A 23,018-nucleotide genomic window follows, 5' to 3' on the forward strand; every position below is an offset into this window, starting at 1 on the left:
TTGATGAAACTACAACATAACCTTTTAGCAATTTCAATTTTTGCTTGCTCAATGTCAGTAATTGCTGCGCCTGCACCCAATGCAGGACAGTTACTGCAACAGCAACAACAAGGGCAGACCTTAGAGCCACAAACAGCGGTTGAAGTTGAAAGTGCCACAAATACTACAGCACCGAACAGCAGTGATGTACAAATCCCTGTACAAAAAATTGAAATCACAGGCAATAGTCGTTTTAGTTCTGAACAGCTACATCGTTTAGTTGCAGATGCAGAAGGAACACAGCTGAACTTAAATCAACTTTGGCAGGTGACGCAACGAATCACAGCGTATTATCAGCAACAAGGTTATGAGTATAGCCGTGCCTATTTACCACAACAAAATTTAAGTCAAGGTGTTGTACAAATCAATGTCCTTGAAGCGTATTACGACAAAACCCAAATCGACAATCAAAGTCGCACTCAAAACTGGTTGATTGAAAAAACTGTTGCACCACTTAAGCAAGGCGAACGCATTGACAGTGACCAGATGCAACAACAACTTAAATTGTTGAATCGTTTAAAAGGCGTGACAACACGAAATGTACTTGCACCAGGTGCAACAGTTGGCAGTAGCCAGCTCAATGTTGAAGTCAACAATTCATCCATGTTGGGTGGATATATTGGCGCGGATAACTTTGGGAACAAATATACCAGTCGTGTTCGAGGCACAGCAGGGATCGCTGCTTATAACCTTGCAGGTTTAGGAGATGAACTTAGCTTAGACCTGATGACTGCAGGTGAGCGCATGAACTATGGACGTGTAGGATATGCTTTCACATTTACAGGTATGGGTACTCGTGCAGGTGCTAGTTATTCTTACTTAGACTATGAACTGGGGAAAGAACTCAAAGTGCTTGGTGCAGAAGGTAGTGCAGCACAGACCAGTGTTTTTATTAGCCAACCTGCTTTATTGACCAATAATGCAGAAGTCCTACTCACATTGCAATATGATCACAAGCAGCTTGAAGATGACATTAAACTCAACCAATACTATAAACACCGCGATATTGATGTCGTTACAGCACGACTCGATGGTTCGCAGTTTGATCAATTCTTAGGTGGAGGCTTAACTCAATACGGTGCTTCAACCAGTTTTGGACACGTAAAATTTAAAAATGATGATGCATCAGCACTCGATGCGCAAACAGCCAAAACAGCAGGGGATTACTATACTGCCAGTTTAAATCTGTCACGGTTACAAAATCTGGGTAAAAATGGCACACAAGGCTATTTAGGAATTTATGGACAATACAGCCCATATAACCTAGACAGCGCGGAACAGTACTTAGGTGGAGGTCCATTTAACGTCCGTGGTTATGAGTCTAGTCAGTTTGCAGGCTCTACAGGTTATTTAGCAACAGCTGAGTTACGCCAAAGCTTATTTGCAGATGCTAAGAATCAAATCACAGGAAAAGTCTTTGTGGATACCGCAGAAGTGACTTTAAATGCGAAAAAATGGGCAGGTGTGACAGGTGACAATCAAGTTCAGATCAGCAGTGCAGGTTTGGGCGTAAATTGGACAAATGCATGGAATATTCAAGCCAATGCAGAAGTTGCATTTCCAATTGGAAATACGCCAGAGCAAATGAAAGACCGAGATGATCATCAATATTGGATTAGTTTAAGAAAGACTTTCTAAGCCAGTGTGATCAAGCAAAGGCACTGTTAGGTTAAGGATAAAAGCTTGATCTAAATGATAATGATAAAAGTGTCAGTACCCCGTGGGAAGCTTCGGCTTCCCTTTTTTATTTTAAATATGTGTAGAAAAAAATTATCGAGTAAAGACATTATTCAATTAAGGCTTATTGATTCAAGTGTGAAGAATAATTTAAAACTAAGTTCTTATCATTCCGCTGATAATCAAATCAATAATAGAGTCACCATATTTCTTTAAACTCTCAGTATCCTCAGGATTTGCGAGGAAACGTAGTGCCCCATTCATAATCATACCCACAATGTTATGCCCTGTATTTTCGCAATCAAGGTTTTCTCGAAAGAATCCGAGTTCCACACCATGTTGTAAATAGTTAGCTGTTAATACACCTGCCATTTGCATGATGCTTTGTACAAACTTGGTCATTTCAACATCAATCGAAGTGGCTTCTAACAATAACAATTTTAATGTTAAAGGATTATCTTCTGCAAAATGCCTTAATCGCTCAGAAATACGCTGACATTGTTCACGATATTCTTCAATATTATTCACGGCTTGAGGTGCATTTTCACCCGTCAGCAAAGCCATAATTTTTTGTAAAGTATCAGAAATGACATGCTGTAAAATATCGCGTTTATTTTCAAAATGGCGGTAGAAGGTCCCATGACCAACACCGACACGTTTGGCAATATCGGCAATCGCAGTCTGATGATAACCACGTTCAGAAAACTCAAGAAAAGCAGCTTCTAAAATATCCGCTTGTAATTGTAAGCGTTGACGTTCTGCGCGACTTAAATTTACTTTTTCATTCATAGGCAAAAAATACCAAATTAAATTTGAAACTGTCAAACAATGGAAATTGACAAGTCATTCCGTTTTTGACATTGTATTCCTATTGTTTATATTCTAAGCGATTTTCATCATGGATCAACACAAAAATAACAGTAAAGCGCATATTTTTTATAAAATCATCATTGTTGGTGGTGGATTCGCAGGTTTAGGCGCTGCGATTAAATTAAAAGAAGCGGGCATTGAAGATTTTATTCTTTTAGAAAAAGCTTCGGAAATGGGCGGGGTTTGGCGTGAAAACACTTATCCAGGTTGTGCATGCGATGTACCTTCTGCGTTGTATTCCTATTCTTTTGAGCAAAACCCATCATGGTCACGTGTATTCGCGCAACAAAAAGAAATTAAACAGTATTTATTCGATGTGGTCGATAAATATAAAGTCATGCCGCATGTGCATTTGAACCAAGAAGCTTTAGAAGCAAAATGGTCGGATGCAGAACAATGTTGGATCATTCAGACCAATCAAGGTGAATTAAGATCACAATTCGCTATTCTTGCCTGTGGTCCTATGCATGAGCCAGTATTGCCAAATGTCAAAGGCATTGAAGACTTCAAAGGCGAAATTTTCCATTCATCGCAATGGCGCCATGATCTTGATTTAACAGGAAAGCGTGTTGCAGTGATTGGGACGGGTGCTTCTGCACTGCAATTCGTGCCACAAATTCAGCCTAAAGTACAACAACTTACTGTATTCCAACGTACCGCACAGTGGGTTCTGCCAAAGTCTGATATGCCACTGCTTGCGCCAGTACGTGCCATGTTTAAGTTATTGCCAATGACGCAACAACTCATGCGAGGTTCAGTTTATGGAATTTTTGAAACCATTAACGGTGGTATTCAAAGTCCAGCAGCAATGAAACAATTCCAAAAACTCGCTAAATGGCATTTAAATTTCCATATTATAGATCCTATTTTACGTGAAAAATTGACCCCGAATTTCATTATTGGTTGTAAGCGTATTCTCCAATCTAACAATTGGTATCCTGCGCTTGCACAAAAAAATGTAGACGTGATTGCCAGTGGATTAGCTGAAGTGAAAGGCAATACGTTGATTGCTGCAAATGGGGAAAGTTGTGAAGTTGATGTGATTATTCTTGGAACAGGTTTTGAAATTGCAGAACCACCGATTGCCAATCGTGTTTATAATCGATTCGGACAGAAAATGTCGGATGTATGGCAGGGTAGTCCAGAGGGTTATATGGGGACAATGGTTGAGAATTGCCCGAATGGTTTCTTGATGTTTGGCCCGAATGTGGCAGTTAGTTCTTCTGCTTTCATTATCATTGAAGCGCAACTTGATTATATTATGGATGCATTAAAGCAAGCGATTGAATTGGGTATTAAAACAATTGAACCTAATCCAAAAATTACCAAAGCGTTTAATGAAAAAGTTCAGGCAGCACTTCAATCAACTGTGTGGAATAAAGGTGGTTGTCAGAGTTACTTTATTGACCGCAATGGACGCAATAGTACGGTTTGGCCGTGGACGACATTTAAGCTGCGCGAAAAGATGAAGCATTTTGAGTTAAAAGAATACTTAATTGATTATTTGCCTGAATCTCAGACTCAGAAAAAGTCTGAACATGTCGTGTAAATCACGATTTGGCTATCTCAATTTAGATCTTGATAAAAGAATATTTTGATAAACAAATTTTTAAAAAAAGTAAAAGGAATGAGTGATGTTTAAAAAACAAAAATTAAAAGGCAAAGTAGTTGCGATTACAGGTGCTGCGCGTGGTATTGGTTTAGCAACGGCAGAAGCTTTGATTGCCCAAGGTGCTCAAGTCAGCATTGGCGATGTAGATCTTGAACTTGCTGAAAAAGAAGCAAAAAGAATCGGTGCGAAAGCATTTAAAGTGGATGTGCGAAATCGTGAGTCATTTGCGCAATTCATTGACAATACCATTCAACATTATGGCAGTCTCTATGCTTTGGTGAATAACGCAGGGATTATGCCAATGGGAGCATTTTTGGATGAAGACCCAGCTTTGGCAGATGCACAAATTGATATTAATTTCCGTGGTGTGATTATCGGCATGCAGTTGGCTTTGCCTGAATTGATCAAACAGGGCACAGGTCATATTGTCAATATTGCTTCGCTTGCAGGACGTTTTGCTTTACCAGGTTCAGCAGTTTATTCAGGAACTAAGTTTGCTGTCATTGGTTTAACTGAAGCTGTAGCAGGTGAGTTCCGTGACTCTAATATTCAATTCACCGCAATTCTACCAAGTAAAGTTTTAACGGAATTGACCACAGGCACGGATCAAGCATCTAAAACCATTCCTTCAGTGACACCCCAACAAGTGGCAAATGCTGTTGTGAGTACTTTGATTAAGCCACGATTATTTATTGCTGTGCCTGATTTTTTACAAACAGTACATGGGGCTTATGGTTTGATGCCACAATGGATGCAAAAAGGTGCACGTAAGATTTTAGGCGATGATGGTATTTTAACCAAACTTGATCATTCTGCACATTCAGGTTATGCAAGCCGAATTCATAAATTAACCAAATAATGAATGAACTAAATCATCGTTTCGTTTGGATTTTTAAATACCTTGATCAGCTCAGAGTGAACACTTCACTTTGAGCTTTTTTTATTTACAAATATCTTTTTATCTTCTTGAACTGAGAATAATTTGAGTGGCTAATCCAAAGAAAACTGTGCCCATGAACCATTTTTGAAGTTTTAGCCACAAAGTATGGCGATTGAGAAATTGGGTAAATGAACTTGCTGTTAGAATAAATATTGAGTTTACAATTAAGCTGATGATGATTTGAACTAAGCCCAATGAAATGGTTTGTAGCAATACATAATTTTCATGTGGCTGAATAAATTGGGGAAGGAGTGCCAAATACATCATGGCAATTTTGGGATTGAGTAAATTGGTCAGAAAACCCATTAACAATAGTTTAGAGTTTGAATAGCTTTGCACATTCACCATTTCAAAAGGAGAGTGTGGAGAGCGAATGGCTTTCCATCCTAGATAGATCAGGTAAAGTGCGCCTGCAATTTTTAATACATCATAGGCAAGCGGAATGGTCATCAGCAAGGCTGTGATTCCGAGAGCAGCACATAACATATAGAAAACAAAACCCAATGCCGTTCCAGCTAAGGAAATAAAACCTGCTGTTTTACCTTGGCATAATGACCGTGAGATCAGATAAATCATATTGGGGCCAGGGGTGAGTGCCATGCCCAGAGAAATCATTGCAAAAGCCAGTACTGTTGTACTCATGGGTATTATACTTTCGAGATCAATTACTGCTTAACAGATGTTGTTGAATGCATTCTGCAAGTTTTACTTTGTCTTGAGGATGCAACGTAATGAAATATGCTCCGACTCGATATTGTTCATTTGCATCTAGTTCGCAATAGGCGATTTGTGCTGTAGCCGCAATATGGAAGAAATTTTCAGGATGACTTAATGTCACGTGTATAAAACTACCTTGTTTCAGTAATTGCGGATTATTAAAGCTAAAACCATTCTCCGAAAAATTCACATTTTGCGGGGTTGGTAACATGGTTTGTACAATTGAATCGTAAAGAGAACCCGTAATGAGGTTTAATTTTTGGTTGAATAAGGATAAGATTCGAGCAATTTGTTGATCTTTTTCATTTAATTGTTCTAATTCGTAGTGAAGTGCATGATCAAATTGATCTAATTCTGCAAGTAGTAGAAAATAGCGCGGTAATACAAAATTAGGATCGTATGGGTCGTTCAGCGCAACTTCTTCAGAAATGATTTGATAGTTGATTCTTAATGCAGCATCGATTCGTGACATCACACGACGTTCACTTGCTTCATTTTGTTGCTGTAACGCTTCCATAAAACACCTCGGACTAGAATGGTATGTTTAAACCAATCTCGCTGTATATAGGGTTGAGATACACTCGCGCACGGCGTAGTAATCACTTTATTTCTTTTATTGCTCTGGTTTCCATGATCGGTCTAACCTTAGGCGTTGCTGTACTCATTACAGTGCTTTCTGTTATGAATGGTTTCGACCGAGAGCTAAAGAACCGTGTCTTAGGTATGATACCTCAAGCTACTGTTTCTTCAACACAAATTTTAACAGACTGGCCAGTTCTTGCAAAGAAAATTGAACAACATGAGCATGTCACTGGCGTTGCTCCATTTACCCAGTTACAAGGCATGCTTACAGCGCAAGGTCAGGTTGCTGGAATTATGGTCACTGGGATTGAACCACAGTACGAAAAGAAAGTATCAATCGTTCAAAATCACATGGTTGAAGGTAGCATAGATCAACTCAAAAAAGGTGAATATGGCATTGTTTTAGGTAAACAAATGACAGACGCACTCGGATTGCGGTTGAATGACAATGTAACTTTGGTATTACCAGAAGCGACACCATCTCCAGCTGGAGTTGTCCCGCGTTTTAAACGATTTAAAATTGTGGGTATTTTCAGTATTGGTGCAGAAGTTGACTCTAGTTTGGGTTATATCGCACTCAATGATGCTTCAACTTTGCTACGCCTTCCAGATGGCGCACAGGGTGTACGCATGAAGTTGGATGATATTTTCCTTGCACCACAAATTTCAAATGAAATTGTCCGAGAATTACCAGGCAACTTTTATGCTTCGGATTGGACTTATACCCATGGGAATTTATTCAGTGCAATTCAAATGGAAAAGGCAATGGTAAGTCTTTTATTATTCCTGATTGTATTGGTTGCTGCATTTAATATTGTTTCTTCCTTGGTGATGGTCGTAACTGATAAAAAATCAGACATTGCGATTCTGAGAACTTTAGGTGCATCTCCAGCCACGATTACAAAAATCTTTATGGTACAAGGTACAGTGATTGGTGTAGTCGGAACTATTGCAGGGGCTGTATTGGGAATTATTTCAGCACTGGGCATTAGTAACTTTATCGGGTGGTTAAACTCAGCATTTGGATTACACCTATTCGATGCATATTTTATTAACTACCTACCTTCGTATTTAAGATGGCAAGATGTGGTCGTGATCGTTGGATTATCATTATTACTCAGTTTCTTAGCGACGATTTATCCTGCAATGCGTGCGGCAAAAATTCAACCTGCGGAGGCGCTTCGTTATGAATAGTGCTTTAGCCACCCCGATTGTTTTAGAAGCGCAAGGCGTATGTAAATCATTTACCGATGGTAAGTCGCATGTTGACGTGATCAAAGGTCTATCATTGCAAGTTCATCAGGGTGAGTTTGTATCGATCGTTGGTTCGAGTGGTTCGGGTAAAAGTACCTTATTGCACATCTTGGGTGGTTTAGATTTACCATCTCAGGGTATTGTCAATTTAAATGGTAAACGTTTTGATACCTTAGGTGAATCTGAACGTGGTTTCCTTCGCAATGAGCATTTAGGTTTTGTCTATCAATTCCATCATTTGTTGCCAGAGTTTACTGCGCTTGAAAATGTTGCAATGCCTTTGATGTTGCGTAAAGACGCTGAATTTAAGAAAGTCAAAGAGCGTGCAGAATATTTGCTTGATCGTGTCGGTTTGTCACATCGTTTGACCCATCAACCAGGTGAGTTATCTGGCGGTGAACGTCAACGTGTGGCTTTGGCACGTGCCTTAGTGACTCAGCCAAAACTCATGCTTGCAGATGAGCCAACAGGGAATCTAGACCGTAAAACAGCAAAATCTATTTTTGAATTGTTACGTGATTTACGAGATGAGTTCAATATGGCGATGTTGATCGTAACCCATGATGAGCAGTTGGCGAAATCTGCTGACCGCATTTTGCATATGCAAGATGGTGTTTGGGTCGATGAATAAAGTTAGTGTTTAAATTTAAAACATGAGTTTATAAAAACTGTATAATTAAACGGCTAAGTTCGATTGATTGAGCTTAGCCGTAAATTTTTATCAGAGCAAAATTCACTACAATTGATAAAAACAAATTTGATAACAATAAAACTGAATGATTTTCTATGTATATATACGTGCTTTTATTTGGATGGATATTTGGTATTTCATTCATGGGACATCAAATACCGCAAAATTTAAGTGTCTATATTTGCTTAAATGTCAGCTTAGTCAGTGCGCTTATACTGGGTAAGTATTTAAAGTTCAAGTATGCGCATGTATTTGCTTATAAGATGCTCTATGCCATTGCATTGGGTTTAAGCAGTTATTTACTTGGCATGTACTATGGGGATAGTGCATTAGAAAAACGCTTAAGTTTACGAGAGGTTGCGCAAAAACACACTGAACAAATTATCTATATTTCACATATCAATAAGATCAAAGATAAAACTTCAGAAAGTAATCAGGTAAATTTGCAGCAGTTTGAGGGGGAAAATTCAAAAAATCAGCAATCAATACAAAAAACTATTCAACAACGTGTCACCGTATTAACAGCGCAACAACCGATTCAAGTCATGATGTATGTCAATCCATCTCAGTTGGAGACCATTCAGCTCGGACAATATTATCGTGTTGCTGGGGAAATAAAGCCTATTCATGGTTTTGCTGTGGAAGGGGTATTTGATAAAGAAAAATGGCTTATTCAAGAGAATATTTCGGGGCAATTAAAAGCGCAATCATTTGAAGCTTTGGATGAAAATAAGGTACAGCAGTTGGGCTATGGGGCTTTTGTCCGCCAACAACATGGACTATTGAATAAAATCCAACTGGAAATTGAATCATTAAGATTGGATTTCAGAACGATGATTTTGAATTCATCATTACAAAATAAAGGTTTGTTGTTGGCATTACTTACAGGTGATGAAAGTCTGCTTTCTAATCAAACACAAGATTTTTTTAAGAAATTGGGAATCTCACATTTATTGGCGATTTCGGGACCGCATGTACTGATTTTTGCAGTTATTTTTTGTTTTATTGTCAATAAAATTATCCAAAGTATTTATCCATGCTTATTTTTGAAAATACCAAGACCGTATTTATTGGTTTTTCCTTTTTGGGCATGTGTGATTTTTTATACTGCTTTTGTTGGTTTTGAAATACCTGCTGTACGTACCCTGATTACTGTTTCAATTTTAAGTGTGATTATTTTACTGAAACAGAAAATCCAAGCTTTAAAACATTTATTGCTGACAGCCAGTGTTTTATTACTCATTGATCCATTTAGCATTCTTTCAGCTGCATTTTGGTTGTCCTTTGGCGCATGTTTTATTTTGATTCGGGTCTATCAAACCATTCAACAGCAGTCGAATGAAGCTGTACAAACATGGCAAGTAAAATCGAAACTCTTTTTACGCGTATTATTTGATTCGCAGTGGAAAACCTTTCTTGCACTATTACCTTTGGTTTTGTTTATTTTCCAGCAGTTTTCATGGATTACGCCATTCAGTAATCTCATCGCGATCCCGATGATTGGCACTTTAATTGTTCCAATTGAAGTATTTGCCGCATGTGTAAGTATGTTGTATGAGCCTTTGGGTATATTGATATTTAAAATGGCTGATGGGCTATTATCCATTTTATTGTTTTTACTTGAAAAATTAGATCAATTATTTGCATTTCAATTGAATTGGTGGGCTTTTAATACTTTAGAAATCGTGTGTATCGCATTTGCCGTACTTATTCTATTTCTTCCTAGAAGGGTGTTACCCAAGTTTTGGGCAGTAATATGTTTAGTACCGTTATTTTTACCTCAAAAAAATACTTCAATTTTTCAATTAAACATCATTGATGTTGGGCAGGGACAAGCTATATTTTTGAAATTGCCAGATCATAAGATGATGATAGATGTTGGGGGTTCTTTTGATGAGTCGCAGTTCAGTATAGGTAAAAATGTCATTATTCCATATTTGATGCGACAAGGTACTGATCAACTTGATCAGGTCATCTTAACCCATTTAGATCAAGATCATAGCGGTGCTTTTTCTGAGGTTGAAAAAGTACTCAAAATTAAAAAAGTATATTCTAATGAAAAAGATGCTCGATTTGAGCATGCCAACTTTGAGTATTGTCATCAAGGACAACACTGGCAATATGATCAAATCAAAATTACCGTGCTTTCACCACCTGAAAATTTGTTAAGCCAAGCACCATATCATCAGAATGAACTTTCATGTGTGGTCTATATTCAAATACCGCAATCAAAATCATATCAAAACTTTCTTTTGATGGGGGATGCTGGTTGGGAAACTGAATTTAACCTATTACAACAATATCCAGATTTAAAAGTTGATGTATTGGTCTTGGGACATCATGGTAGTCACAATAGTTCTTCATATGCATTTTTGAAACAACTAAAACCAAAACTTGCAATTGCTTCAGTGGGTTACGCAAATCGTTATGGACATCCACATCCATTGGTATTGAAGCGATTAGAAGTACTTAAAATTCCATTTAAAACAACCATTGAGCAAGGTTCGATTCAATTTGATTTAAATACTAAGGGAGTGATGACAGAAAGTGATTTTCGTTCAACGCGTAAATGGTTAATCTTCAATAAGGGAGCTATTGCGGACTGAATGAATCAATGCTGTCGCATCTTGCTTAGGTATATCATAGATTTTTTTCAATTCAGGATTAGCTTTAAAGCGTTTATAACTCCAGTGATAATGTACAGGATATTTTCGAATCAGCTTTTCTTGAGTATTGAAAATAAGACGCGTACCTTGATTGGCATCAACTTGGTAAATTTGTTCATCGATTGGTTCAATAAACATATCAAAACCATCATTATCATTTCGAATTGCATAAAGAAATAATGCTTTGGCTTTGGTTTTTTGGATGAGTTTAGCGCTGAGGTTACTTGAAGATAGTGGAATACCAAAATACTTAATTAGTTCACTTTGATGGTGTGGCGAATGATCAGGTAAAATCACAGTGGTTCCACCGCGTTTCAAGGCTTTAAAAATTTGACGTACGCCAGATTCATCAGTTGGAACAAGAGTAGCATTTTCGCGGCTACGTGCAGTGCGGACAAATTGATCCGCACCTGCATCTTTGATCGGTTCATACATGATGGTCATTTGTGTATATTGTGCGAACCATGCATTCATGACTTCCCATGTTCCAAAATGAGGAACGATTAAAACTAAGCCTTTACCTGCTTGGATGGCATCGTGAAAAAGTTGTTCACCTTGAATATTGTGAATGCGTGCAATATTTTTTTCATTCGATCCTCCCCAGATAGAGAAAAACTCCATATAGGATTGCAATTCATTTCGAATGGCTTGTTCAGTAATTTTTTCTCGTCTTTTCTGATCCATATCAGGAAAACAGATTTCAATATTTAGACGTATAATTTTCGATGTTTTAGTGACTTGTAATAAATTAACTAATCCAGCCAAAAAACGCGCAATAAAACGCGCAATTGGAATAGGAAGTCGACTACAAAAATTAAGTAGTCGTGTGGTTATTGTCTTTTGATTATCAGTCATCTGGGGCAAAAAATTAACGCTGAGGTGGAATTGTGTAGTGATTTGGCAAAATATTATAAGTTAAATCGTGATGATTAAATAGATTCAGTGTATATAATGCGGTATGAATAATTAATTTGGATGGTATAAATGTCCGATTGGCCACCGAAACCTCAAAATGACAAGGCAAATTTAAATTCCCCTCAAGGTGAACAACCAACAGGGCAAGAATGGAAAATTCTAGAAAAAGCTGTATTGGCTTCTGTGGAAGAGCAACGACGTAGTCGTCGTTGGGGAATTTTCTTTAAAATTTTGACAGCATTATATGTTTTTTTTGTGATTTTCTTTATGCAAAAAAGCTGCTCAATGGCGACCGATAGTGAGTCACCTAGTGTTGGTGATTCACACTTAGGCGTTGTGAATATTGTAGGGACAATTGATTCTAGTAATCAGGGTGTGAATAGTACAGATACGATTAAGTCTTTGAAAAAAGCTTTTGAAGCAAAATCTGCCAAAGCAGTGGTATTGAATGTCAATTCACCAGGCGGTTCACCAGTCCAGTCTGATGATATTTGGCAAGAAATTCAATACCTCAAAAAACAGAACCCTGAAAAGAAAGTGTATGCGGTGATTGGAGATATGGGTGCATCAGGTGCTTATTATATCGCATCAGCAGCAGATGAGATTTGGGTGAATCCATCGAGCCTTGTGGGTTCGATTGGGGTGATTATGCCGAATTATGGTGTGAGCGGTTTAGCTCAAAAATTGGGTGTTGAAGACCGTACCATGACATCAGGTAGCAATAAAGACATCCTAAGTATGACTAAGCCTGTTAATCCTGAGCAACGTGCGCATATCCAAGCCTTACTTGATAATGTACATGGTCACTTTATCACTGCTGTTAAAGAAGGTCGTGGTACTAAACTTAAGTCACAAGATCCTGCAATTTTCTCTGGTTTATTCTGGACAGGGGAACAAGCGATTAAACTCGGTATCGCGGATAAAACAGGAAATATTGAAAGTTTAAAACGTGAGCTTAAAGTGAAGAAAACTGTAAATTATACAGTTGAACGTGGACCATTTGATTCAGTCTTAGGGCGTTTAGGTTCTGAAATGGGGCATGGTCTTGGTGAGGCAATGAGCCAAAAACTCGGTATGCACCAAGATGTAAAAATGCAGTAATTTATTTGAAAATACTACGTTATTAAAATATAAGGCAGTATAGAACAAGGAAGTAATATTTAAATATATTACTTCTTTTTAAATGGAAGCAGTAAAGTAAGTAAAGAAATAGGATTCCATGGATACGATAGAACAATCAAAAACATTGATCCATTTTGGTCATGCCAATGGATTGCCTGCTCAGGTTTATACGAAATTATTTGATTTATTGGCAGATGATTATCATGTGATCTATCCATCATGCTCATTAGGGACATCTCCTGAGTTCCCTGTCGATAAAGATTGGTCAAATTTAGCAGATCAAATCATTCAAAGTATTGAACAACAAGCCAATGGACATCAGGTGATTGGAATAGGGCATTCTTTGGGTGCAGTGTCTACATTGTTGGCAAGTTTTAAGCGACCTGATTTATTTAAGCAAGTGATTTTATTAGACCCTCCTTTAATCATGGGGGTCGCTTCTTTTGCATTTGACATTGCAAAACGCTTTTTCCCAAAAAAAGTTGATCAAATGACACCTGCTAAACTCAGTTTAAAACGCCGAGATCATTGGGAAAGTCGTCAGCAAGCTTTTGATTTGTTGCATTCTAAAAAATTATATCAAGCTTTTGATCCAGCTTGTTTTCAAGCCTATATTGATTATGGGCTAGTCGAAGATGTTGTGAATGGTGGTGTAACTTTAACCATTCCTAAAGCCATAGAAGTCGAAATTTTTAGAAGTGGTCCATCTTATTGGTGGTTGCCACATAAAAAACCTGAAATGCCTGTTCATATGATTGCAGGAAGTGAAAGCCCATTTTTAAAGCAGAAATTTCCTCAGATCGCAAAAAAGAAGTTGGGCATACCATATACAGTATTTAACGGTGGACACATGTTCCCTTTGGAGCATCCTGTTGAAATTGTTGCTCTAATTCAGGATTTAATTAAAAAAATATAGCGATGGTCTTAATTTATTTTGAGATGAAAGCATAAGAACATTACATAAAATAAGCACTCAATAGAGTGCTTATTTTTATTTCAAAAGTATTAATTTGATTGAGCAATATCAAATTTTAAAATCACTTTTTTATTGGCATCTAAGAATTTTAATTCTTTTTTAGATGCGTCATATTGAGTGACTTGACCAAGTGCTTGTGAATACTTGTGAGCAATATCTGTTGCATTTAGGCATGCTTTTCTAGTCGAAGCAAGATTTGAAAATTTAATTTCAGTAGCTTTAACAGCATAATCACCCATAAAGCTATTACAACCATCTGAACCACTCACACGCTCATTGTCAAACATGATAGATGGTACAGATGACTGTGCAGGATCAGCCACTAATTTGACACCATCAATTTCACTGAGAATCCAATTCTTACCTTGTAAGTCATCTAAATTACGTTCAGTAGAGGGATTTGACATGGTTGCACAGCCCACCATAGAAAGTGTTAAAGCAGTACAAGTCGGAATGATGAGAGATTTTAACATTTAAAGTTCTCCACTTTTTATAAGGAATAAGAAAGTTATAAAGAATAAAAAAGATTAATATGTATTGAGACATATCATACTTTTCAATTTGAAAATAAGCTTTTAAATTAACTTAAAAATACACAAATGATTCAGAGTTAAAACATTTTTGCATAAGTATTGCTTTATTTTTGAACTGTTTTCATGTATCTAAAATATATATTTATTTTCCAAGTGTTAAAAAAACGCATCCGAAGATGCGTTGATTGATCAATTATATTTTAAAATTTACAAAACTGGATTGGTTGTTCAAGTAATTGCCCTTTATACAACACTTGACCATTATCCAAATGTTGAATCGTTCCATTACAGATCCATTCAACCGCTTGCGGATAAATCAAGTGTTCAAGTGCATGTACACGTTCAGCCAAAGTGGCTACGGTATCATGTAAATTAACTTTAACCACGCCTTGTGTCAGTGCCTGACCTGCATCCAATTCCGCAGTGACATAATGTACAGTACAGCCATGCAATACATCTCCCGTGTTTAAAACACGTTGATGGGTACGCATACCTTTGTAATGTGGTAACAGAGAAGGATGGATATTCACCATTTTCCCTTGCCATTTTTGGACAAAATCTGCACTCAGAATGCGCATAAAGCCTGCAAGAATCACTAAATCTACATTCCAATCGAGTAATTGTTGATGCATTACGGCATCAAATGCTTCACGGTTTGGAAATTGTTTGTGTTCAATGATCGCAGTGTCAATTCCTGCTTTTTTTGCCCGTTCCAAGGCATAAGCTTCAGCTTTATTGGAAATCACCCCAACAATCGACCCTGAGAGATTTGCATCTATCAGGGCTTGTAGGTTACTTCCACTGCCTGAAACCAGTACAGCAATTTTTATCATGTGACTTAACTATGCTTTGGACTTAGGCAAAAATCACACGGATTCTTTCGTCAGCGCCTTCAACAGATTCGGCATTGTCTTGGATTGAACCAATTTTCCAAGATTTTTCACCCAATGAGTTTAACAACTCGACAGTTTTGTCTGCATCTGCTGCATCAACTGCAATCACCATGCCTACGCCACAGTTAAATGCACGATACATTTCAAATTGATCAACACCACCTTCTTTTTGAAGAAGTTTGAACAATTCTGGCCATTCCCAAGAGGATTCGTTAATGACTGCTTGCGCACCATTTGGCAATACACGTGGTAAGTTACCAGGTAGACCACCACCCGTGATGTGTGCCATAGCGTGAACATCAACTTGTTTAATCAATTCAAGAATTGATTTTACATAAATACGTGTTGGTTCCATTGCAACATCAGCAAGTGGACGACCATCAACGATTTGAGTTAAATCAACATTTTTAACATCGAAAATTTTACGAAGTAAAGAGTAACCGTTTGAATGTGCACCTGAAGAAGCCACACCAATCAAAACATCACCTGCTTTGACTTTAGTACCATCAATAATTTTGCTTTGCTCAACGACACCTACACAGAAGCCAGCTAAGTCGTAGTCTTCGCCTTCATACATGCCTGGCATTTCAGCAGTTTCACCACCGACCAATGCACAGCCTGCAAGCTCACAACCTTGACCAATACCTGTTACCACGTTTGCAGCAACATCGACATTTAAATGACCTGTTGCATAGTAGTCGAGAAAGAATAATGGTTCAGCACCACATACAAGAAGGTCGTTTACGCACATTGCCACCAAGTCTTGACCAATGGTGTCATGACGGTTTAGGTTAAGTGCTAAACGTAATTTTGTACCTACACCGTCTGTGCCAGATACGAGAACAGGTTCTTCATAACCTTTAGGAATTTTACAAAGTGCGCCGAAGCCGCCTAATCCGCCCATAACTTCAGGACGAGTGGTACGTTTAGCGACAGATTTGATTCGATCGACAAGTGCGTCGCCCGCTTCAATATCGACACCAGCGTCTTTATAGCTTAAACCAGTGTTTGGGGTAGAAGTTGAGTTGCTCATATTTGAAGTCTCCGCATTCGCGCGGAGATTATACCCGAATATACGAAATTCTTATGTTATTTCTGCACCAAAATGCTATCTTTATTCAAATATTTTACTTTCTATAATGATTAAATCTGAAAAAGGCGTGATTACATGCACGATCGGACCTTAAAACGAATTTTTATCCTTGCTGGAATTGCTTTAGTGCTTTGGGTTTTGTACTTACTCAAACCTGTAGTGATTCCCTTTGTCGCAGCATTTTTAGTTGCTTATCTATTTAGTCCAGTTGTTGATCGACTATCCAAAATTCTACCGCGTTGGTTATCAATCACAGTCGTTTTTCTTGGGATTGGTGTGGTTTTAACTTGGGCAATGTGGTTTGTTGTACCTTTGGTTTGGAAGCAGTTGATTTACGCACGAGATAGTATTCCTGCTGGGATTCATTGGATTAATTCAACATTTCTCCCGTGGGTTTCAAATAATTTTAATGTTGAACGCATGGAGTTGGATACCGACCAAATTTCCAAAGTTGTGATGGAGTATATCCAGACCAACTACAGTGCTGACAGTATTCAAACGATGGCATTAAAAATTGCGCAATCGGGTTTAAGTTTTCTTTCCATTGGCGGAACGATTGTTTTAATTCCAGTGATTGCATTCTATTTCTTATTGGATTGGAATCGTATGTTAGAAGGCATGCGAGAGTTTATTCCACAGAAATATAAAGCCAGTACTTTAAAAATCGTCGCTGAATGTCATAGTGTTCTCGGTGCTTTTGTTAAAGGTCAATTCCTTGTGATGGTCTTACTGGGCATTGTTTATGCAGTCGGGTTACAGTTGGTTGGACTAGAAGTTGGTTTAATCATCGGGATGGTCGCGGGGCTGTGTAGTATTATTCCTTACTTAGGTTTTGGCGTAGGGATTATTGCAGCCATTATTGCGTGCTTCTTCCAGTTCGGTATGGATCCAAAACATTTACTCATGGTCTTGGCTGTATTTGGTGTCGGACAATTGATAGAAGGCTATATTTTACAACCATTTTTGTTGGGTGATAAAATTGGGCTTTCACCAGTTGCTGTTGTGTTTGCGGTGCTTGCGGGTGCACAACTAGGTGGTTTTGTCGGTATGTTGATTGCACTTCCTGTGGCAGCAGTCATTGTGGTTTTATTAAAACATCTCAAAGATTTATACCAAGAAAGTCAATTTTATAAGTCTGAAAATGCTTTGGTGAGTATACATAGTCATGGTGATTCAGATGTAATTTCAGTTGAAAGCGATAAAGTTGATCTTGATATTGAGATTAAAAACACGCAAGATACTGATGAATCAGTCAAAACTGATCAAAATCCACATAAGGAATGATTTGAATATATGCGTCAATTACAGTTGGATATAGAACCGCAACTGGATGCCAGAATCAGTGATTTTTCTGGGCCAGGTTGGGGACCTGTAATTGATGCTGTACGTCAGCTTCATGCAGGGTTGATGAATCGTTTTTATATCTACGGTGGTGCAGGAACAGGTAAAAGTCATCTATTATCTGCAATTTGTGATTCATATTTAGAAGTGGGCAAATCGGCAATTAAAGTTTCTTTGTTGGAATTACTTGATGCGCCAATTGAAGCGATTACCTCATTAGAAAATTATGATTTAGTCGCACTAGATGATATTGAAGCGATTAGCGGAGTGCCACATTGGCAAAAAGCAGTATTTCACCTGATTAATAACAATAATGAAGATGGTGGTCAGTTAGTCTTCTCATCACGTTTTGCACCAATAGAACTCAAATTAGAATTACCTGATTTACAATCTCGTTTAACCCAAGCGGTGAGTGTAAAAGTACCGAGTGGACAGTCTTATGCAGATCGTCATGCCTTATTACATTCGGTACTGGAACGTCGGGGTGTACATTTTGACCCACAAATAACGGAATATTTGCTATTACATGGACCACATCAAACCAGTACACTACTGCAATCAGTCGAGCAATTAGAAAAGTTATTGAAAGGTGAGAAAACTAAGTTGTCTCATGCAACATTAAGACAGATCTATGCATTGATTGATGAATATAGACAATAGTCTTTTTTTGATAAAGATTGAGTGTGCGTACCACATATAAGGTCGTCTATAGGATATATAAGAAAAATTCTTGAGAATTTTTCTTAGCTGTGACAAAGTACGCAAAAAGGATTTATGGCAAAGCTTAATGCTGGCTAATAAGAAATAATTAAAAGAAATCAAGGAGACTAAAATGCTCAAACAGGGCATAGGCTTAGGATTATTATGTATTGCTGGTCATGCATTCAGTGCAAATATTACTGTCACGACAACAGATGATGTTGTGAAAGCAGATGATCAGTGTTCATTAAGGGAAGCGATTGAATACGTTAATCAAGGGATGCCAGAAGCTGGTTACAATGGTTGTGGTGGCAAAAGTGCTACAGCAACGATCATGTTGCAGGCGAATAAAGAATATACACTCAATAGCCAGATACGTATTTCAAAAACTGTAAGTTTCGCTTCTGATTATGAAACTGACATTAATGATACCAGTACTGTTGTAGGTAAAAAAAATGCCATTATCAAAATGGTTGGAAAAGACCGTTTATTTCATATTGAAAAAATAATAGATCCAGAAGCAACAGCAAAGCAAGCTATGCTGACCGTCGTTTTTAGTGAAATGACTTTGAAAGGTTGTGGCCAAGCAGAATGTAAAGATCAAGGTGGTTTGATTTACAACAAAGAAACATTGATTCTGACAAATAGTCAGCTTTTAAATGGTACTGCAAGACAAGGTGGCGCTATTTATAATGCTGGAGAATATGCCGCGAATACCAGTTTGAGCACTGTTTCGATGAATAACACCTTGATGCAAGGTAATAAAGCGAAAGAAGGTGGGGTTATTTATGCTGAGATTCCAGCATTTACGATCATGCAGTCTTTGATTCGAGATAATGAAGTAACGGATAGCAATAGTTCTAATTTTGAAGTCAAAAATAAATTTTCTGAGGAAGCGATTAAAGCAATTGGAGAATCAGTTCCATTTGGATTTATCAATAGTACAATTTTCAATAATAAGGGCTATGTCGTTAAAGTATACGATGCAATGCAAGTTAATAATGTCACCATGATTTTAAATACGATGGGATTGATTATTGATGCGCCGAATAAAAAAGGCTTCGTAGCGAATAGCATTATTGCCAAAAATGGTAATGCAGACTGTACGACGATTGCAGGTGGTGAAGAGAGTCAGATCAGTAATAATTTATATTCAGTAGGTTGTGGTGGTTATAAAGGTACTGCTTTAGGCGCGACTCAACTGATTTCTGGCAGCACGGAAGGAAAATGTGATTACAATAGTAATGGCATTCTTTGCCCATTTTCTGAAGTAGAATCACTCGCTTTGGGTTATTTTTTACCAAGAATTTTACCAAGCTATACTTCTGCTGAAGATTCTTTGATTGTCAATAAAGGACCTGCTCCTCAAGACAAAATATTAAATTGTTCAACTGTAGATCAACGTGGTAAAAGCAGAAACGCAAATATGGAATTGTGTGACCGTGGTGCTATTGAATTAGTGATTGATTCATCTAGTACCACGACAGTGGGTCAAGATATTTTGTATGGTCAAACTGCTAAGTTTTCTATTGCAGATCAATTGCAAGATGGGGAGCTGGTAAGCGTTGAAAAGTGTAAACAAATTTTTAATCGTGATGTAGATGAAAATGGTAAGCCTTGGCAAATAGGGTGCCTAAAAATAATTCAAACCAATACACCATCAAAAGGTACGATGGCGATAGATCAAAATGGTGAAATTATTTATACACCAAATAGCAATTGGCAAGGTTCGGACGAGTTTAAAATCAATGTTATTACTTCAACAACAAGTTTTAATAAGTCGGATAATCCTTATATTTCGATCCCCGCGCGAATTGTCCAACGTAAACCAGATGATTTTAAAGATTATAAAGTAAAAACTTCTGGCGGTAGTTTAGGCATTATTTCAATTATCGGATTACTTGGTTTGGTAGGTTATCGACGCATAAAATACAAATAAGGGATTAAATATGAAAAATTATAAAAAAGGATTATTGGCACTAGCAATATTATCAACGATGTCATTGATGGCTGCTGATGATAAGACCATTTATGTCAATACTTTGGATGATGAAGATGGTACGAATCCGGCAAAGTGTTCATTAAGAGAAGCCATAAAAACTGCAGAAATGCGCCAAGCTTATGGTGGTTGTAGTGCTGGCCAAATATACTCCACAGTTCCGAATGTGATCCAATTAGAAGCGGGTGAGTATAGGTTAAGTAAAGAGTTGAGACCAAACTCGGATGTTATTATTATTGGTAAAGAACCCGCTGATTATAGCCGTCCTGATGTTTTAACCAATAATTACCCAGCAGAAACTGCACTTAAAACAACTATTTCTGGTCAAGGTGTAAGTCGTATTTTTAATACGATTTATGACAATAAACCAAGCCTTTCTTTGAAAAATTTGATTCTTAAAGATGGATCAAGCCTAAAAGACACCAATAACAGTGTGGGTGGGGCGATTTATGCAGGCGGCGTAACTACATTAACTAATGTAAGTATTCTGAATGCTAAAGCTAAAAATGGAGCGGCAATTTATTTAAATGATGCAACAAGCTCATTAACTGTTAACTTTGGCGTATTTGATGGAAACACTGCTGAACAAGGTAGTGTATTGGGAATGACTTGTGCAGATAATTTGCTATTTACTACACGTACGATAGAAATCACTGGTGCTAGTTTTCTTAATAATGGCGCTACAAATAGTACGAGCACATTTAGTTTTTGCGGTCAACCGAGTGTAACTTTCACGGCAAATACAATTACCAATAATATAGCCAATCCAGATTCAGGCAGTATTATTCAATTTAGTCAATTAACGCCTCAAGGCAAAGTAAATTTTAGTGATAATTCAACTTTATCATTATTAAGTAATACAATTGTTAAAAACAGTGCTTGGGCAACATTATTGTATGGCTATAATGGTGCTAAAAGTATAAGTAATAACATCTTAGCATATAATAATGGTAAGTCTTGTCGCTATGCAGATGGTGATGTGAGTGAGGTTACTGATTCAGGTGTAGTGGTCGGTTATAACGCTTTAACCTTAGCTGCTGGAAATGATCAATGTGAACTTGCAAACTCACTAACCAAAGAGGGGAAAGACTACTCACTTGATGTGAGTAATATTAATTTTTCTTCAATTTTATATGATTTAGAGCAACCAAGTGAATCAACTAGTTTTATGCCAATGTACTTCCCTAAAAATTTAGGGACTGAAAAAGATTTAGTCGATATTGGTTTTACTGGATGTAGCACTGCTGATCAACGCGGTGTAACTCGTATCATTGCGCAAAACTCTACGGGTGAGAATGATATTTCGAATTCATGCGATATTGGTTCAACAGAAATTTTACGTTTAACAGCAAATAATTTAAGTGCGAACAATACATCTGTTACAGTTGCATTGGCAAGTTATCAAAATGAATTAGATATTTATAACAAACTGATTGCAGATCCAAAAACGAATCAGGATTATATTCCATACTATAAAATTCAATCAGAGAACTATAGTAATTTAATTAAATATACGAAATCTGAGCAAAAATATCGCACTATTTTTATTGATCCATTCATTGCAAATATACCAACAGAAATCATTACTCAAGATTCAAATGGCAAGATGGTTCGTGAAGTAAAGCATTTAAGTGCTGATAATTATACGGTCACAGCAAAATCACTCGGTTTAGGTTTACTCACAGATGGTAAGTTTAATGGTAATCCTGATCCAAATTTGCATTGTGAATGGAATGCGAACCTGAAAAAGATTCTGATGTGGCGTACTGATGATGCAGTTACAGTTTCGGGTGATAATGAATTCTGTAGTTATACATTGACTTTAAAATCAGATCCAAATATTACCTCGACAGCGTATCTAATTGGAAATTTAGTAAATATTGCTCCGTCAACAACTGATACTACGTTGAACATCGAAGCAGGTTCGACTAAACCTATAGATGTTGATTTATTGCAATATGCAAATGATGATGGTGACGGTAATGCAGCAGCACTGATAACAAAACCGAATAAGCCAAAATTCTATATTAACTCTAAAGGTGAAGAACTGCCTATTCGCATCACAACTGATTTAGATCCTGTTGTGATTACTGCTGATCGTAGTGGTGCATGTCCAGGTACGGATAACAAGTACACATGTTATGGTGGTAAAATTCATATTCAGCTGAAAAACACGCTTGATCCTTTTAGTTATAAAGTGAAATATTTGGTCTATGATGCAGATGGGCTTGCATCAAATGAGGGCACAATTACGCTTGCAAACTCAGGTACTGCTGCGAACAGTCCGCGTGTGAGTGGCGGTGGATCATTCGGCTGGTTAAGTTTAGTAGGTCTTATTGGTTTAGCGGGTTATCGCCGTATGAAGATGAATAAAAAAGCGTAATATCGGTCTTTGTTAT

General features: G+C 37.5%; 19 protein-coding genes. 12 read left to right on the forward strand and 7 right to left on the reverse strand.

Annotated elements, in window-relative coordinates; all coding sequences use genetic code 11:
• Nucleotides 1-3: 3 nt before the first annotated feature.
• A complete protein-coding gene (locus BEN71_RS07205) occupies nucleotides 4-1,677 on the forward strand; it encodes a ShlB/FhaC/HecB family hemolysin secretion/activation protein (protein ID WP_068972758.1) in 1,674 nt (557 codons plus the stop codon).
• A gap of 195 nt (nucleotides 1,678-1,872) precedes the next feature.
• Here BEN71_RS07205 and BEN71_RS07210 read toward each other — a convergent pair whose 3' ends face one another.
• Complete coding sequence (locus tag BEN71_RS07210) at nucleotides 1,873-2,505, reverse strand: TetR/AcrR family transcriptional regulator (RefSeq protein ID WP_068972759.1); 633 nt, start codon at nucleotides 2,503-2,505, stop codon at nucleotides 1,873-1,875.
• Between the two features lie 109 nt (nucleotides 2,506-2,614).
• On the opposite strand from BEN71_RS07210, the gene BEN71_RS07215 reads away from it, so the two are divergent.
• Together BEN71_RS07215 and BEN71_RS07220 are read left to right on the forward strand one after the other, a co-directional pair.
• Nucleotides 2,615-4,135, forward strand: a complete 1,521-nt coding sequence (locus BEN71_RS07215) for a flavin-containing monooxygenase (RefSeq protein WP_068972760.1) — start codon at nucleotides 2,615-2,617, stop codon at nucleotides 4,133-4,135.
• A gap of 85 nt (nucleotides 4,136-4,220) precedes the next feature.
• Nucleotides 4,221-5,057: an SDR family oxidoreductase gene (locus BEN71_RS07220; RefSeq protein WP_068972761.1), complete on the forward strand. Its 837-nt coding sequence runs from the start codon at nucleotides 4,221-4,223 to the stop codon at nucleotides 5,055-5,057.
• A gap of 99 nt (nucleotides 5,058-5,156) precedes the next feature.
• Here the strand turns inward: BEN71_RS07220 and BEN71_RS07225 are convergent, their stop codons facing one another.
• Both BEN71_RS07225 and BEN71_RS07230 read right to left on the reverse strand, forming a co-directional pair.
• Nucleotides 5,157-5,780, reverse strand: a complete 624-nt coding sequence (locus BEN71_RS07225) for a LysE family translocator (RefSeq protein ID WP_068972762.1) — start codon at nucleotides 5,778-5,780, stop codon at nucleotides 5,157-5,159.
• 19 nt (nucleotides 5,781-5,799) lie between these two features.
• Complete coding sequence (locus tag BEN71_RS07230) at nucleotides 5,800-6,372, reverse strand: PilZ domain-containing protein (protein ID WP_068972763.1); 573 nt, start codon at nucleotides 6,370-6,372, stop codon at nucleotides 5,800-5,802.
• A 23-nt stretch (nucleotides 6,373-6,395) separates the two neighbouring features.
• On the opposite strand from BEN71_RS07230, the gene BEN71_RS07235 reads away from it, so the two are divergent.
• From BEN71_RS07235 to BEN71_RS07245, 3 genes are all read left to right on the forward strand, one after another.
• A complete protein-coding gene (locus BEN71_RS07235) occupies nucleotides 6,396-7,631 on the forward strand; it encodes a lipoprotein-releasing ABC transporter permease subunit (RefSeq protein ID WP_068972764.1) in 1,236 nt (411 codons plus the stop codon).
• Nucleotides 7,624-8,322, forward strand: a complete 699-nt coding sequence (gene lolD, locus BEN71_RS07240) for a lipoprotein-releasing ABC transporter ATP-binding protein LolD (protein ID WP_068972765.1) — start codon at nucleotides 7,624-7,626, stop codon at nucleotides 8,320-8,322. Before BEN71_RS07235 ends, lolD begins: the two co-directional genes overlap by 8 nt.
• Nucleotides 8,323-8,525: 203 nt before the next feature.
• A complete protein-coding gene (locus BEN71_RS07245; RefSeq protein WP_227542665.1) occupies nucleotides 8,526-10,988 on the forward strand; it encodes a DNA internalization-related competence protein ComEC/Rec2 in 2,463 nt (820 codons plus the stop codon).
• Here BEN71_RS07245 and BEN71_RS07250 read toward each other — a convergent pair.
• Nucleotides 10,956-11,903 carry a lysophospholipid acyltransferase family protein gene (locus BEN71_RS07250; RefSeq protein WP_068972767.1) on the reverse strand — a complete coding sequence of 316 codons (948 nt, stop codon included), beginning with the start codon at nucleotides 11,901-11,903 and terminating at the stop codon, nucleotides 10,956-10,958. The two genes, BEN71_RS07245 and BEN71_RS07250, sit on opposite strands and share 33 nt — an antisense overlap.
• A 129-nt stretch (nucleotides 11,904-12,032) precedes the next feature.
• Here BEN71_RS07250 and sppA point away from each other — a divergent pair, with 129 nt between their 5' ends.
• On the forward strand, nucleotides 12,033-13,064 hold the full coding sequence (gene sppA / locus BEN71_RS07255) for a signal peptide peptidase SppA (protein ID WP_068972768.1): 1,032 nt from the start codon (nucleotides 12,033-12,035) through the stop codon (nucleotides 13,062-13,064).
• A gap of 118 nt (nucleotides 13,065-13,182) precedes the next feature.
• Nucleotides 13,183-14,001 carry an alpha/beta fold hydrolase gene (locus BEN71_RS07260; protein ID WP_068972769.1) on the forward strand — a complete coding sequence of 273 codons (819 nt, stop codon included), beginning with the start codon at nucleotides 13,183-13,185 and terminating at the stop codon, nucleotides 13,999-14,001.
• A gap of 89 nt (nucleotides 14,002-14,090) precedes the next feature.
• Here the strand turns inward: BEN71_RS07260 and BEN71_RS07265 are convergent, their stop codons facing one another.
• The 3 genes from BEN71_RS07265 to purM all read right to left on the reverse strand — a co-directional run bounded on the left by BEN71_RS07265 (nucleotide 14,091) and on the right by purM (nucleotide 16,520).
• Nucleotides 14,091-14,534, reverse strand: a complete 444-nt coding sequence (locus BEN71_RS07265) for an META domain-containing protein (protein ID WP_068972770.1) — start codon at nucleotides 14,532-14,534, stop codon at nucleotides 14,091-14,093.
• Between the two features lie 260 nt (nucleotides 14,535-14,794).
• Nucleotides 14,795-15,427 (reverse strand): phosphoribosylglycinamide formyltransferase, encoded by a 633-nt coding sequence (gene purN, locus BEN71_RS07270; RefSeq protein ID WP_068972771.1) that lies wholly within the window; start codon nucleotides 15,425-15,427, stop codon nucleotides 14,795-14,797.
• Nucleotides 15,428-15,449: 22 nt separating this feature from the next.
• Nucleotides 15,450-16,520, reverse strand: a complete 1,071-nt coding sequence (purM, locus tag BEN71_RS07275; RefSeq protein ID WP_068972772.1) for a phosphoribosylformylglycinamidine cyclo-ligase — start codon at nucleotides 16,518-16,520, stop codon at nucleotides 15,450-15,452.
• A gap of 135 nt (nucleotides 16,521-16,655) precedes the next feature.
• Here purM and cxpE point away from each other — a divergent pair, with 135 nt between their 5' ends.
• The 4 genes from cxpE to BEN71_RS07295 all read left to right on the forward strand — a co-directional run bounded on the left by cxpE (nucleotide 16,656) and on the right by BEN71_RS07295 (nucleotide 23,002).
• On the forward strand, nucleotides 16,656-17,864 hold the full coding sequence (cxpE, locus tag BEN71_RS07280) for a chloramphenicol efflux transporter CxpE (protein ID WP_068972773.1): 1,209 nt from the start codon (nucleotides 16,656-16,658) through the stop codon (nucleotides 17,862-17,864).
• Nucleotides 17,865-17,873: 9 nt separating this feature from the next.
• Nucleotides 17,874-18,581, forward strand: a complete 708-nt coding sequence (hda, locus tag BEN71_RS07285; protein ID WP_068972774.1) for a DnaA regulatory inactivator Hda — start codon at nucleotides 17,874-17,876, stop codon at nucleotides 18,579-18,581.
• Between the two features lie 172 nt (nucleotides 18,582-18,753).
• Nucleotides 18,754-20,559 (forward strand): rhombotarget A, encoded by a 1,806-nt coding sequence (gene rbtA, locus BEN71_RS07290; RefSeq protein ID WP_068972775.1) that lies wholly within the window; start codon nucleotides 18,754-18,756, stop codon nucleotides 20,557-20,559.
• 10 nt (nucleotides 20,560-20,569) lie between these two features.
• On the forward strand, nucleotides 20,570-23,002 hold the full coding sequence (locus tag BEN71_RS07295; RefSeq protein WP_068972776.1) for a CSLREA domain-containing protein: 2,433 nt from the start codon (nucleotides 20,570-20,572) through the stop codon (nucleotides 23,000-23,002).
• Nucleotides 23,003-23,018: the final 16 nt, after the last annotated feature.

Source organism: Acinetobacter wuhouensis (genome assembly GCF_001696605.3).
Classification (GTDB): Bacteria; Pseudomonadota; Gammaproteobacteria; order Pseudomonadales; family Moraxellaceae; genus Acinetobacter; species Acinetobacter wuhouensis.

What these genes read in the sequence shown, in the direction of transcription:
- lolD (WP_068972765.1), top strand. Translation starts at nt 7,624, where the DNA reads ATGAATAGTGCTTTAGCCACCCCGATTGTTTTAGAAGCGCAAGGCGTA.
- sppA (WP_068972768.1), top strand. Translation starts at nt 12,033, where the DNA reads ATGTCCGATTGGCCACCGAAACCTCAAAATGACAAGGCAAATTTAAAT.
- BEN71_RS07215 (WP_068972760.1), top strand. Translation starts at nt 2,615, where the DNA reads ATGGATCAACACAAAAATAACAGTAAAGCGCATATTTTTTATAAAATC.
- BEN71_RS07265 (WP_068972770.1), bottom strand. Translation starts at nt 14,534, where the DNA reads ATGTTAAAATCTCTCATCATTCCGACTTGTACTGCTTTAACACTTTCT.
- BEN71_RS07230 (WP_068972763.1), bottom strand. Translation starts at nt 6,372, where the DNA reads ATGGAAGCGTTACAGCAACAAAATGAAGCAAGTGAACGTCGTGTGATG.
- BEN71_RS07220 (WP_068972761.1), top strand. Translation starts at nt 4,221, where the DNA reads ATGTTTAAAAAACAAAAATTAAAAGGCAAAGTAGTTGCGATTACAGGT.
- purM (WP_068972772.1), bottom strand. Translation starts at nt 16,520, where the DNA reads ATGAGCAACTCAACTTCTACCCCAAACACTGGTTTAAGCTATAAAGAC.
- BEN71_RS07260 (WP_068972769.1), top strand. Translation starts at nt 13,183, where the DNA reads ATGGATACGATAGAACAATCAAAAACATTGATCCATTTTGGTCATGCC.
- cxpE (WP_068972773.1), top strand. Translation starts at nt 16,656, where the DNA reads ATGCACGATCGGACCTTAAAACGAATTTTTATCCTTGCTGGAATTGCT.
- BEN71_RS07205 (WP_068972758.1), top strand. Translation starts at nt 4, where the DNA reads ATGAAACTACAACATAACCTTTTAGCAATTTCAATTTTTGCTTGCTCA.
- BEN71_RS07295 (WP_068972776.1), top strand. Translation starts at nt 20,570, where the DNA reads ATGAAAAATTATAAAAAAGGATTATTGGCACTAGCAATATTATCAACG.
- BEN71_RS07210 (WP_068972759.1), bottom strand. Translation starts at nt 2,505, where the DNA reads ATGAATGAAAAAGTAAATTTAAGTCGCGCAGAACGTCAACGCTTACAA.
- rbtA (WP_068972775.1), top strand. Translation starts at nt 18,754, where the DNA reads ATGCTCAAACAGGGCATAGGCTTAGGATTATTATGTATTGCTGGTCAT.
- BEN71_RS07250 (WP_068972767.1), bottom strand. Translation starts at nt 11,903, where the DNA reads ATGACTGATAATCAAAAGACAATAACCACACGACTACTTAATTTTTGT.
- BEN71_RS07235 (WP_068972764.1), top strand. Translation starts at nt 6,396, where the DNA reads ATGTTTAAACCAATCTCGCTGTATATAGGGTTGAGATACACTCGCGCA.
- hda (WP_068972774.1), top strand. Translation starts at nt 17,874, where the DNA reads ATGCGTCAATTACAGTTGGATATAGAACCGCAACTGGATGCCAGAATC.
- BEN71_RS07245 (WP_227542665.1), top strand. Translation starts at nt 8,526, where the DNA reads ATGGGACATCAAATACCGCAAAATTTAAGTGTCTATATTTGCTTAAAT.
- purN (WP_068972771.1), bottom strand. Translation starts at nt 15,427, where the DNA reads ATGATAAAAATTGCTGTACTGGTTTCAGGCAGTGGAAGTAACCTACAA.
- BEN71_RS07225 (WP_068972762.1), bottom strand. Translation starts at nt 5,780, where the DNA reads ATGAGTACAACAGTACTGGCTTTTGCAATGATTTCTCTGGGCATGGCA.